The sequence below is a fragment of the Metallosphaera tengchongensis genome (assembly GCF_013343295.1).
In the GTDB taxonomy this organism is placed as follows: Archaea; Thermoproteota; Thermoprotei_A; order Sulfolobales; family Sulfolobaceae; genus Metallosphaera; species Metallosphaera tengchongensis.
On sequence record NZ_CP049074.1, the window covers coordinates 590,203 to 603,094 of the forward strand.

Here is a 12,892-nt window from a genome sequence, read left to right on the forward strand (position 1 = left end):
GACCCGTGATGCTTCCGTGTGAGGACTGATCAGGAGAGGAACCGAAATTTGGGTAAATTCTTTTTAAGGGTTTCTTAGAGACGTTGTTAGATCCATTATGGATGCAAAAATTGTAGGTCTCTCCGTACTCGTGGTAATTCTACTAGTCGCCTCGGTAGTAGGTTTTTACGAATATTCAACTACCTCTAGTTCCTTAGCTTCCCTAAAGACCTCCTATAACTCTCTTTCCTCAACTGTAGCTCAGCAAAACTCCACAATATCATCCCTTCAGTCCCAGGTCTCCTCACTAAGCTCTTCCCTGCAGAACTACAAGACGCAGTTGGCTCAAGCGCAGCAGAACGCCAGTAAGTACCAGAGCCTCTACATGATGTACCTCTCCATGTTCAACCAGGCTGAGCAGAACTACACCATGTACAAGCAAATGTATCAAGCTCTGCTCTCTCAAGTGAGCACTGGAGGAGCGTCCTTCAAGGAAGGCGCTGCGCTGGACACAGCCTTCAAGTTCTGGGACGGAATAGCAATAGAGAGCTACGCTGACGTAACCCCGTACCTGGCCAATAACTTCACGGCGAAGGTCACTGGTGCTCCCTTCCCTGGGACGTACACCTTTAGCTCATTTAACGTCTCTTGGTTGCAGTCATTCTTCAGTAACTATGAGACTGTGTACTTCTACACCACTGCCTTACCAACGATCACAGCCATGAACAACAACACGTACCAAGTTAACACTGTGGTCCAGTACTTTGTAGCTCCCACGGCGGATCCGATCCTGCTCCAGGTGTTCAACGCTTCCATCTCCTTGACAGTCCAGTACATTCAAGGCACCCCCTTAATCACCCAGATGACGTGGAACGGAAACGAAGTCCCTCCATCCACGGTAATAGCGGGTTACCCGTCTCAGCACTCCCTAGCGCAGTGGACTGCATTATCTGAAGTCCTATCCGAGATAAACGGGATGGGTGCGGAGTTCCCAGGCCAGGTAATAGCTCAGTACTTCTCACCCGGTGCTACCCTTGTAGTGTCTGGTCAGTTACCTCCAGGGCTTAAGGCGGGTACATACACTGGGCTTGGAAATATTGAGAGCTTCTTCAACTCCTGGGATAGCTACTCCATCTTCGTCCTAGAGTACTCTCAGAACCTCTTACCAAACGGGACTGCAGTCCCTCTCAACGTGAAGGTGGTTCTGAACTCATCAGGGCCTGGAACGGCTGAAGTTATTGCTAATGACACTCCGTTCTTCCTGTTCGTGAACCAAGGCATGCCTGGATTCCCTGGGATCTACGATATCCATGTCAACATGGTCTCCTATTTAATGTACAACAGCACCTCCGCTGAGTGGCAGATAGTGAAGCAGACCATGAACGTTAGCGAAGTTCCCTCGCTCAGCGATACAGTCTACTATAACCTGAATACTCCCACCTTCAATGTCATTGGAGAGCAAACGGTGATGGTAAACGCTACCCAGGGAGCTATACTGAGGGTAGGACCGGTCATGACAGTGTTAAAGCCGGGTACTTTTGCAGAGCTTCCCAATGGAAACTTGAGCGCCTTGTACAACTTTTCCTTGATATTGTTGAGCACTCAGGCAGTACTTCCACCGGCCACGGACTACACTAACCTCACCCCGACGTACGCCTTCGCCTTTGCCATCAACGGTCAGATCTCACCAGCCTACTCCCTAGTAAACCAAAGCAAGGGCGCAGATCCTGCAATTACCGTGGTTTATGCTCCGGATACATGGACCTCGTGGACCTGGTTTGGAGGCACTTTTAACGGTACAACTTACGTAGGTGGCTCGTACAAGTTCGCTGATCACTGGATCTACGGGAATGGTGTAATGGTAAATAACCAGTTCTTCAAGCCTGTAATATGGATATTTGAAGCGGGATCAGCTCCACAGGGAGGTACACAGGCTTCCACAGCAAGTGTTTCCACAGTGTTCGGTCTAACCCCAATAAACAGCTACACAGCTCTCATTAATTCACAGCAAGGAGGTGTAATTGTAGCCGGAAACATCATCACGGTAGTTCAGCCAGGAACTACTATTAGCACTCCTGTTGGGATACTGAACAACTACAACTTCTCAGTGGTGTTCTACGCTCCTCAAAACGTCACTTCTCCATCTCCTGGACAGGTCCCATCTCTGGTATTCGCTTACGCAATAAACGGTAACGTCACTTTCTCCTACACAGCTTCAAAGCCCTTCATAACGATCATAACTACGCCTAGCATGGGAGCTCAAATGTGGACATGGGGGAACAAGAACGGAGTTAACCAGTACATATTCCACGACCCGCTATTGGTCGGAAACGGTGTAGTGATAAACTTGTCCTTTATAAAGCCAGTACCTTGGGTGTTAACGCTTCCGAACATGGGAATGACCTCCACCTCAACTTCTTCTGGACGAACCTCATATTAATAGGGTTAGATCTTATTACTACGAATATCTAAAAGTAAGTAAATTTTTTCTAAAATTTTTATATTTTCAGATGCATAACTTACATGTTTTATGTGAGCCTTATGCTCTGACGTCTTCCGAACTCTAGAGGACGAGGATCACTTATGGAGGTCAAACGTTACGGCTACTTATAGTTGGTCGTACTTTCTATCTGTGTATCTGTCATGTAGTGGGCAATCTGTTGGCTCAGAAACCATCATTTTAAGTTAAAGTGAAGACTTTTTAGGACACATCTTCAACGTCTTAACTCTAGTCCCTCTTTTTCCGTATTCTTTTATCTAGTTGCCTTTGCTAGGGTAAAACCTAAGTTATTTTGTAAAAATTAATATATTTTCTTTAAATATAATAGACTTATCCAATATAGTAGGCCAGAATGGAGGGTTGAAATAAACGGGTATAGCTTGAACCTCTCTAACGCTAGGAAGCATACTAGAACTAGGTTGGATCCAGGCCTTTAGTTGACGTGGTTGAGACTTACGTGAAATTCAAAAGTTGAAGTGGGGTGTCAAGACTCCCCACAGCGGACCCGCCGGGATTTGAACCCGGGACCTAGGGCTCCGCAGGCCCTCGCTCTGTCCTGGCTGAGCCACGGGTCCAAGTTACGATCTACTGCACATCTTTTAAGTTTTGGTCATTCAGGTTTAGTCGCAACACGAGAGGGTAATTCCTCACAATCAGTACATGCGGACTTTTGCTAACTCAAGCTCCAAAGGTTTAAAGAAGATTCCTTCAATTATATTTTAATGGCCCGGCAGTTAACATTAGGGGACTTTTCATCACCTTTAGAGGCGAAGATAGAGAAAACGGAGCAGGAACCTGAGGAACAATCAGAAACGGTTACAAGGAGGTCAGTTAGGCAGGCCATGAAACAGGCTTTGGAGAACAAGAAGTATTTCCTTCTCTCGGTGGACTATGACGGAAAGTCTGGAAGGGCAGTCTCCAAGCTTTACGACCCGGAATCGGGCGAACTCCATGTGCTTTACGATACCACGGGTCACACTTCGTACTTCTTGGTTGACCTCGAACCTGAACAGATAAACAGGAACCTTAAGATAGTCAAGGATAAATCGTTTAAGGGCCTGGACATTGTCTCCAAGGTAGACCCCTATACGTGGAAGCAAATAAAGCTCACTAAAATCTTGGTGAGCGACCCTCTGGCGGTTAGGAGGATGAGGGAGCACGTCCCTAGGGCTTATGAGGCTCATATAAAATATTTTAACAATTATATATATGATTTCAGCTTAATTCCTGGAATGCCCTATGTGGTGAAGAAGGGTAGACTAGTCCCTCTGAAGCCTAACGTGGACGTAGAGGAAATTAAGAGGGCCTTCAGTGATGCAGATCAGATAACACAGGAGATGGCATTAGACTGGGCCCCCCTCTTCGAGTCTGAGATCCCTTCTGTGAAGAGAGTTGCCATAGACATTGAGGTTTACACGCCAATGATGGGGAGAGTGCCTGATCCGTTTAAGGCGGAGTTCCCTGTAATTAGCATAGCCTTGGCAGGTAGTGATGGTTTGAAAGGGGTCCTGGTTCTAGAAAGGGATGAGTCAGTAAACAACATGAAAGTAGATAGCCTCATAAGGGTTGAGACGTTCTCCACAGAGAGGGAGCTACTAAACAGATTCTTTGAGCTAGTGAAGTCATACCCCATGGTTCTGACATTCAACGGAGACGATTTCGACGTCCCGTATATCATATTTAGGAGCCTTAAGCTCGGTATCTTACCTGAGGAAATACCCTTTGACGTAGGGGAAAACGACAGTAAGTACTTGTTCGGCTTTCATGTAGACCTATTTAGGTTCTTCTTCAACAAGGCTGTGAGGAACTACGCTTTTGAAGGGAGGTACTCGGAGTACAATCTGGACACAGTCGCACAAGCCCTGCTCGGTCAGTCCAAGGTAAAGCTGGAGTCCTCCATCAGTGACCTCTCCGCATCCAAGCTAATCGAGTACAACTTTAGGGACTCAGAGATTACGCTGAAGTTAACCACATTCAATAACGAGCTCGTCTGGAAACTGATAGTCCTGTTCTCCAGGATCTCCAAACTTGGAATAGAGGAGCTGACTAGGACCGAGATCTCAGCCTGGGTAAAGAACCTGTACTACTGGGAGCACAGGAAGAGGAACTGGTTGATCCCATTGAAGGAGGAGATACTGGAGAGGTCCTCCAATCTCAAGACCTCGGCCGTGATCAAGGGAAAAGGCTATAAGGGTGCGGTGGTCATAGATCCGCCAGTTGGTGTCTTCTTTAACGTAGTAGTCCTAGACTTCGCGTCCCTGTACCCTTCCATCATAAGGAACTGGAACTTGAGTTATGAGACCGTTGACGTGAAGGACTGCAAAAAATTTGAGGATATAAAGGACGAAAGTGGTCAAGTCCTGCACAAGGTCTGCATGGACAGGCCTGGAATAACTGCAGTGGTAACTGGTTTGTTGAGGGACTTCAGGGTAAAGATCTATAAGAAGAAGGCTAAGCAGAAGGACTTGGATGAAGAGAGGAAAATGTTATACGATGTAGTCCAGAGGGGCATGAAGGTGTTCATCAATGCTACTTATGGCGTCTTCGGTGCTGAGACCTTCCCACTGTACGCCCCTGCAGTCGCCGAAAGCGTCACAGCCTTAGGTAGGTTCATCATTACTTCCACGAAGAACATGGCTTTTCAGATGGGCCTTAAGGTAGTCTACGGTGATACAGACTCGTTATTTATCCATGAACCGGATAGGAAGAAGTTGGAAGAGCTGGTTGAGTGGACCAGACAGAACTTTGGTCTTGATTTAGAGGTAGACAAGACGTATAGGTACATAGCGTTTTCAGGTCTAAAGAAGAACTACTTTGGGGTGTTCACAGACTCCAAGGTTGATATAAAGGGTATGTTGGCTAAGAAGAGGAATACCCCAGAGTTCCTGAAACAGGCTTTTAATGAGGCCAAGGAGAGGTTAGCGACGGTGAAAACTCAGGAGGAACTGGAGAAGGCGATCGAGGACTTGACGAATCAAGTAAAGGAGGTTTATCGTAAACTCAAAATGAAGGGGTATAATTTAGACGAGCTTGCGTTTAGGGTGATGCTTTCCAAGGACGTCTCTTCCTATAAGAAGAACACGCCCCAGCACGTTAAGGCCGCTGCGCAGTTGAGAGAGTTGAACTATCAGGTTCTTCCAAGGGATATCATATCCTTCGTTAAGGTTAAAACAAAGGAGGGAGTCAAACCTGTACAATTGGCTAAGCTATCAGAAGTGGACGTGGAGAAGTATTACGAGAGCGTAAGAAGCACGTTTGAGCAACTCTTGAAGAGCTTTAACGTGAGTTGGGATAGGATAGAGTCAACAGTGTCCATAGACAACTACTTTAAGTTTTAAACTTAACTAAATTGAACAACAGTTTCTGAATTAAAACAGTTCTACAGCGCTGGTACTAAGACAAACTGACCATCGTATACTGTACATCATGTTGTTCTGGGAATTGCAATCAACACCAAGAAAGTTCCTAGTCCAGGGGGTTATAAATCTGGATAGAGAGGCCTAACGTAATATCTACACAGCACCTGAAAATCCAAAATCTAAAAATCCTCCAGTGGGGTTGAAGATAACACTCACTCCTCTTCTTCCTCTTCCTCTTCTTCTTCGTTTTCTGCTTCTTCCTCCTCTGAAGTAACTTGGGAGGCGTAGTTGGTCAGCTCTTCTTTCAATTCATCAGTAAGGTAATAGGAAATGACATAGACTCTCTTATCCTGGAAGTTCTCCTCCTTCCACTGGTTGTCAAAGCTTATTATAAAAACAGGTAATTTCAGCATGGCGAAAGACTTGTCTTTTCCCGTGAGGAAATTTTTCGTCTTTTCATATATCTCTGGTTTTAGAGGTAGGGGTAGCTTAGCCTCCTGAGAGTCCCTCATTATAATGAAGTCTGAGGTGAGCTCGTTCCACTCCTTTAGGGCCTTCTCGGCTGTCCTCCTGACAACCTCTCCTATCTCTCCTTCTTCCACGAAATTCGAAGTGACCTTTCCTGACTCACTCTTCAGTATTATGACTTTCATAGGTGTTCACCAATCACGTATAAGTAAACTAAGTGGTGCATGTTCCCATCTTCTACCTTAATGATTTCCTTAGGCTTCCATCCCCTCATCTCGAACTCGTGGGAAACAACCCTCGTCCCAGGTTTGAGCTCCTTTTCAAACTTGGGTTTAAGCATCTCATTGGCGTTAGTCAACAAGAACAGAGTCACAACAGTTGCATCTGAAATGTTTTCGTCAAGGAAGTTGTTCCTTCTCAGCTCTACCTTGTCCATTACACCATTTTGGGCTGCGTTTTGTTGGGCTTCCTTTAATCTCTCTTCGCTTATATCTACTCCAACGGCTTTCTTGGCTTTAAAGTCCTTTACAGCAGTTATTATTATCCTTCCGTCACCGCAACCTAAGTCGTACACAACATCGTTCTCCCCTACCTTAGCTACCTCCAACATTTTCAAGACTACTTTTTCCGGTGTTGGTACAAAGGGCACGTGAGGAATTTCCTTATGTGGTTCAGTCAACTATCTCACTTAGGTAAATGATTTATGAGACTAGATTTTTAATTTTGTTAAATGCTTCTTCCTTCCCTGCCTCAGGGTCTGGCTTCAGCTCCTTATTTAGAGGCATTTGGGTAAGTATAGGGTATATCCTCCCATCCTCCAGTTGAACCAGAAGCTGAGGTAGCCAGCTCATTCCGAACTCGTCCTTCTCGCCGTAGTCAGAAAGGAAAGCGTAGTCCTCTGACCTAGTTTCTATCTCGACTCCAAGTTCCTTTGAAATAGCTTGGGCTACGCTCATAAACCCCTTATGGTTGGGATGGGACTCTGAAGTTACGAGGATCAGCTTTTTAGCTTTCATTGTTCTCTCACAATTCAAGCTAAGACGAAGTTTATAACGGTAGTGGTAACATGATCACAAACCTCAGACAGGAGTCGAAGAAGATTTTAAGGCCATTGGCCAAGGGACTCATTAGGCTAGGTCTTTCAGGTAATCAGGTCACGGCCCTAGGTCTTGTTGCGTCTATCCTTTTCCTTATTGTCATGTATTTTACAAGGAATCCCATTTTAGGCTTCATAACATTGGTAGTTTCCTCACTGTTAGACGCATTGGACGGGGAGGTCGCTAGGTTAAGGGGAACTGCGGGTCCAATGGGTAGTTTTCTCGACTCCTCCTTTGACAGGTTAGAGGACGCAATTTTCATTTCTTCCCTGACTCTACTGGGTTTCCAATCACTCCTCACCGCCTTACTTGTTGGTATTTCCCTGTCCATTTCGTACCTTAGAGCTAAGGCCGAATCCTTGGGAATAAAGGCAGAAGGAAAAGGGTTAATTGAAAGGGGGGAGAGATTGATCTTTTTGTCCCTCATTCTCATATTCTTGGATTTCTTCCCACTGGTCTCTACGTCTCTTTTTTACATCCTAATCATAGCTTCAGTGATCACATTGTGGCAGAGATTTCATCTAGTGATATCAACGTTCCCAAAGTAGAACTGGAGGGGTGACTTAGTTCCGCAATTGGCTACGCACAGATTAAGTTCTTTCATTTTTTCACAAGAGTAGATCACCATCTTCTCCTTGAAGATTCCCTTGAGAGCTGAATCTAGGTTTTCCACCCCTCCCTTCTCTAGAACAAGGGAAATCGAGTCCAAGCTAGCCCCTGTGTTGGCCATATATGTAGCTAGAACTAACGCTTCTTCCTTGTTTCTATCCCTCTTCTCCATTAGTGCCTTCACGCAGGGAGGTGTCTTCCCTCCTCTGATGGAAATGATATCAATCAGGCTTTCAGGAATTTTATCCAATGGGATGGGTTTCACCAAGTCCCTCAACTTCTTGTATAGGGCTAACTCCATAAGGAGAAGGAGTCTAGCCTTGTTCAGATGGACGTAACCTTTATGGAGTATGTTGGATGAAAGAGAGAGGGAATCTTCATGATGACCTTTTGCAACTCTCAAATACTCTAAGAAATGAATTGAGTATTTAGCGGTGAGCGGTTTCTTACCCATATGAAAACGTAGTGGTGAGATCTTTAGGGTGTAACCTGACCACTTGGCAATTTCCTGTAGGACGTCATCGCTTTCCTTCTCCATCTCCCTTCTGAAATACCTGGACTCAGTCCTAAGGACTCTCTCTGTAATTCTGTTGTCGTTTAAAACGCCCAAGATAAGGATGAGGGAATAAAACACCAGTTGCGGACTCATGTATTCCGAGTATCTCCTGACCTCTCCACCCTTCAATATATTAACAATCCTACCCTTGGCTTCCCTAATGGCTTTACCCTCAGTGCTCAGGAGGGTAAACAAGTCCGGTGCTCCCTCCTTCCTCAGGACTTCCTCGATAGGTCTGAGGAAGGGGTACTTGCTAGAGTCTACTAATGCCATGCCCCATAAACTATGGGGACGAGAAGGTAAAAAGCCGTAGTCAATAGTTTAAGTTAAGTCGTTGAGGTACATGATCTCACGCAATACGTACTAAGGCACTCCCTTCACAAGTACTTATCTTGCCCAACGTCACTCTTATCTGTTCACTTTATGAATTCCTTTAATAGGCAAACCAATCAATTTCAGTAGGTGGTTCATTGAAGGTTCTTGTAGCTTCAGCTTGGCCGTACATTCAGACCGTGCCTCATTTAGGTAACTTGATAGGTTCTATACTTTCCGCCGACGTCTTCGCTAGGTACGCAAGGCTAAAGTACGGGAGGGAGAACGTAGTGTTCGTTAGTGGGAGTGACGAACACGGCACGCCCATTGAGATAGAGGCAATTAAGAGGAAGGTTCACCCAAAGACCCTCACGGATTTAGCCCACGAGTACGACAGTGAGCTTTTCATCAAAACTTGGAACATAAGCTTTGACAACTACACAAGGACTGAATCTGAAGTACACAAGGCGTTTGTTAGGGATTTCTTCCTGGGACTTACCAAATACATTACTGTTGAGGAGGAGGATCTTCCCTACTGTGAAAACGATAAGCTCTTCCTTCCTGATAGATTCATCCATGGAACGTGCCCGTATTGTGGGTATGAGGACGCCAGGGGTGATCAATGCGATAAGTGTGGGAGGTTACTTTCACCTTCACTACTAATCAATCCAAGGTGCGCCATTTGCGGCTCGAAGCCTGTCATCAGAAAGACCAAGCATTGGTTCTTTGATTTAAGACCTTTCTCCGATCCAATCAAGAAATGGATAACCTTGTCTCAGGACATGCCAGAGAACGTAAAGGGGACAGCTCTTAGCTGGATCAATGAAGGTTTGAAGCCAAGAAGTTTAACTAGGGACAACTCCTGGGGTATCCCTGCTCCCTTTCCTGGAGCTGAAGGCAAGACCATTTACGTCTGGTTTGAAGCTCTTCTGGGTTACATCTCAGCCACTGTTGAGTACTTCCTAAGGAGAGGTGAGCCTGAACGTTGGAAGGAGTTCTGGGAGGAAGGAAAGGTCAGAAGCTACTACTTCATTGGGAAAGACAACATTCCCTTCCATGCAGTAATCTTACCTGCCATGCTCTTAGCTTCAGGTAAAGGCTATTCCCTCCCCTCTGTCATAGGGGCTACAGAGTACCTTATGTACGAAGGACAGAAGTTTAGCAAAAGTAGGAGGATAGGTATATGGATTGATGAAGCCCCTAAAATTATGGATGTAGACTACTGGAGGTTCATCCTCATAAGAATGAGACCGGAGGAGAGGGATATGAACTTTACGTGGTCAGAGGCCGTGAAGATAGTGAACACGGAGCTCAATGATGATATTGGAAATCTAGTGAACAGGGTAGTGACCATGCTGAATAGGTATTTTGAAGGGAAAGTCCCGGAACCTGCTAATCTGAGCGAATTGGATCGTGGCTTGGTGGATAAGCTTAATGAGACTGTGGACAAAACTTCTAACCTTTTTGAAAGGGCTAAACTCAGGGGTGCTACTGAGGAGATACTTAACCTAGCCAGGGAGGCAAACGCTTACCTCAATAAAAAGGCACCTTGGGACAAGGTGAAGACTGACAGGACCGATGCTTCAAACACCCTCTTCGTTTCTTTCAACGTTGTGAGATCCATAGCTATAATGCTCTACCCGTTTATACCGGTCAAGGCTCAGGAGATCTACGACCAGATAAACCAGGGAGATCTAAACGATGAGAGATGGGACAGGGCTAAGGAGCTAATCTACGGTGTAGTTGTCGGCAAACCTAGACCTATCTTTAAGAAGTTGCCGTCCGATTTCGAGAAGGGTGTGAACGAAATTTTAGACAGTGTAAGGAAGGAAGTAGAAAAAGAGAGACCAACTTTACTTAAATAGGTCAAGATATTTCGACCGAAGCCATTAGAGGTTCAAATTTCTTTCCTCTACCTTCGTAAAACTTGCTAAACATTTCGTAGAAGTGAAGCCTCATGTCCTGTATGAATACCACTAGACCTTCCAAGCCTATTGCCAAAAGGTTCCCTATTATGAGGATAACTATGGCTGCTGGGCTGGTGGCTATACTAAGCAGACTGGGGGTTCCCACAGCTAGGTAGGCCATGTAGGAGAAAGCGTAAAGCAGGTAATAGTGGGCTAGGGCAAATACCAAGATCCTTATGAAGGATATCGTATTTGACAGAAGAAGAATAGCGGCCTCGAACCCTCCTTCGATGAAGCCCATTGCCAGGGCGCTACCTGTAGCCATGTGTTCGTGCTTCCTCAGGATGTATGCCTTGGCTAGCCAGTTGTAGATCAGCCCTATTTCCACCCACACAATAAGTACGTAGGCAAGGGCCGAGGTTGGGGTGCTCAGATCAGGATGGAAGGAGCTCAACAGGTTCTGCAGTATATAGCCCAGCAGCTCTCCTACCTTACCGAAGTAATGGCTCGGATCTGTAACTCCGTATCCGAAGATGATCAGAGGCACTGTATATATAACTAGTAGGGGGAGTTTCTCGAACAGGAGGAACTCCGAGTCCCTCTTCTTAATTGCGTTAATTACCCCCAGCAATGAACTGACGAATAACGCTATGGCACCGAGGAGAATGGAGAGGATGATGGTGTGCTCTATGGACGTGCTGGTGCTGTACTCACCGAATGGTAGTAGCGGTGAAAGAGCCTCAGTAACAGAGACCGGTACGGGCCAGACACTATCCAAGGGACCCGAAACGTTAGCTATTCCCATCTCCTTTAACCCTCCCACAGGGAGAGGACCGAAGAAGTCTCTGGCAAGGAAGCCTGTCACCATCGCAACCACTGAGGAGTAGCCCAAGATCAGGGATAGGTTCTTGATGTTCGTGCTACCCTTCTTGACTCCGTAACGGTGGAAGAAAACAGCGAAAACTAGGAGAACCAGTGCGTTACCAACGTCTGGGAACATAAGTCCAAATAGAAGTGGGAAAGTGACGATAAGGAACACAAGGGGAGATATTTCCCAATATGACGGAGTGCCGTAAATCTCCACCACTGACTCTATGGCCGCGATGCTCTTGGGTAGGTCCACGTAGGTCGGTGGCTCCTCTGCCTCACCGAACCTCTTTGGCGTTACGCTATAAACGAAGGCAAACTTCTCGAGGGATTTCTTTAGACGTCCAAGGAACTTCTCAGGCATGTACCCCTCAATCTGCACGAAATGATCTGAAACTCTGGCCTTTGAAAGGAGGCTTAGCGCGTCCCTCACGGTCAGAAGCCTACCATACAGGTTGTTGAGTTCCCTCTGGTTTTCCTTTATTTTCCTCATTAAGTTCTCCCTGGTCTCCCCCAGGATTTTCTCAAGTTCGCTGAGCCTCTCCTTCATTGAACTGTAGACCTCAAACGGGGATTTACCGTCCTGAGTCTCAAATTTCCTAGCACCGATCTCCTTTAAGAGAGCTTCCAATTGAACCTTTCCCTTCAGGGTCACGAGAAGAGTTGCATACTTTCCGTTGGATGTCTCCCTTGTTTCAACGAATACGTCCTTCCTTTCCCTGACCTTACTCATTTGTTCCTTAGTGAGCAGAGTAAGCACTACCTCGAGTCTCTCGAGGGAGTACAACCTGCTTAGGTTCACAGTAATGGAACTGAAGGGCTCGATCTCAGTAAGCTGCGCTTTGATTACATCTATTTCGCCCTTAAGCTTTCCTATTTCCTCCAGTAGCTCCTTATACCTGAACTCCTGGAGCGACGCCTCCTCCGCGGTCTTTTTAGCTAGGTCCACCCATGCGGAATCTACCTTCATAGCTCCTGATGGCTCGATTGTGGCACCAGCAATCTCTATTATTAACCTTATTTTATTGACGTGGTCCTGGATCGGCGTTAGTTCCCTCCTCGCCTCCTCTATCCTCTCGTTGGATATGGGGTGGGACGGCTCCACTGGCTCCATCTTTCCGAGCTTCAGTATCTCCTTAACCACGTTATCCTTTTCCTTGATGGGTGAGATTATTTCTACTTTTACCATGTTTTCAGGAAGGATCAATACACTATCGGGGGAAATATGAGTTATATCT

General features: G+C 46.0%; 9 protein-coding genes and 1 tRNA gene. 4 read left to right on the plus strand and 6 right to left on the minus strand.

Features of this window, described 5'->3' with window-relative positions; all coding sequences use genetic code 11:
* Positions 1 to 97 precede the first annotated feature (97 nt).
* The gene (locus GWK48_RS03040) at positions 98 to 2,419 is read left to right on the plus strand and encodes a hypothetical protein (RefSeq protein WP_174629475.1); all 2,322 of its coding nucleotides are present in this window, start codon (positions 98 to 100) and stop codon (positions 2,417 to 2,419) included.
* Positions 2,420 to 2,979: 560 nt separating this feature from the next.
* Here GWK48_RS03040 and GWK48_RS03045 read toward each other — a convergent pair.
* A tRNA-Arg gene (locus GWK48_RS03045) sits at positions 2,980 to 3,054 on the minus strand.
* Positions 3,055 to 3,201: 147 nt separating this feature from the next.
* Here GWK48_RS03045 and GWK48_RS03050 point away from each other — a divergent pair.
* A complete protein-coding gene (locus GWK48_RS03050; RefSeq protein WP_174629476.1) occupies positions 3,202 to 5,817 on the plus strand; it encodes a DNA-directed DNA polymerase I in 2,616 nt (871 codons plus the stop codon).
* Between the two features lie 233 nt (positions 5,818 to 6,050).
* Here the strand turns inward: GWK48_RS03050 and GWK48_RS03055 are convergent, their stop codons facing one another.
* The 3 genes from GWK48_RS03055 to GWK48_RS03065 all read right to left on the minus strand — a co-directional run bounded on the left by GWK48_RS03055 (position 6,051) and on the right by GWK48_RS03065 (position 7,322).
* Complete coding sequence (locus GWK48_RS03055; protein ID WP_174629478.1) at positions 6,051 to 6,491, minus strand: DUF2286 domain-containing protein; 441 nt, start codon at positions 6,489 to 6,491, stop codon at positions 6,051 to 6,053.
* Positions 6,488 to 6,916: a protein-lysine N-methyltransferase gene (locus tag GWK48_RS03060; protein ID WP_174632469.1), complete on the minus strand. Its 429-nt coding sequence runs from the start codon at positions 6,914 to 6,916 to the stop codon at positions 6,488 to 6,490. Before GWK48_RS03060 ends, GWK48_RS03055 begins: the two co-directional genes overlap by 4 nt.
* Before the next feature lie 91 nt (positions 6,917 to 7,007).
* Positions 7,008 to 7,322: a hypothetical protein gene (locus GWK48_RS03065; protein ID WP_174629480.1), complete on the minus strand. Its 315-nt coding sequence runs from the start codon at positions 7,320 to 7,322 to the stop codon at positions 7,008 to 7,010.
* A 50-nt stretch (positions 7,323 to 7,372) separates the two neighbouring features.
* Between GWK48_RS03065 and pgsA the strand changes: the two genes are divergently transcribed.
* Entirely contained in the window at positions 7,373 to 7,951 is a 579-nt protein-coding gene (gene pgsA, locus GWK48_RS03070) for an archaetidylinositol phosphate synthase (protein WP_174629482.1), read from the plus strand.
* Here pgsA and GWK48_RS03075 read toward each other — a convergent pair.
* Entirely contained in the window at positions 7,921 to 8,841 is a 921-nt protein-coding gene (locus GWK48_RS03075) for a DNA primase regulatory subunit PriL (protein WP_174629484.1), read from the minus strand. The two genes, pgsA and GWK48_RS03075, sit on opposite strands and share 31 nt — an antisense overlap.
* 197 nt (positions 8,842 to 9,038) lie before the next feature.
* Between GWK48_RS03075 and metG the strand changes: the two genes are divergently transcribed.
* Entirely contained in the window at positions 9,039 to 10,745 is a 1,707-nt protein-coding gene (gene metG / locus GWK48_RS03080; protein ID WP_174629486.1) for a methionine--tRNA ligase, read from the plus strand.
* A gap of 1 nt (position 10,746) precedes the next feature.
* On the opposite strand, the gene GWK48_RS03085 is transcribed toward metG, so the two are convergent.
* The gene (locus tag GWK48_RS03085; protein WP_174629488.1) at positions 10,747 to 12,861 is read right to left on the minus strand and encodes a V-type ATP synthase subunit I; all 2,115 of its coding nucleotides are present in this window, start codon (positions 12,859 to 12,861) and stop codon (positions 10,747 to 10,749) included.
* Between the last annotated feature and the right edge of the window lie 31 nt (positions 12,862 to 12,892).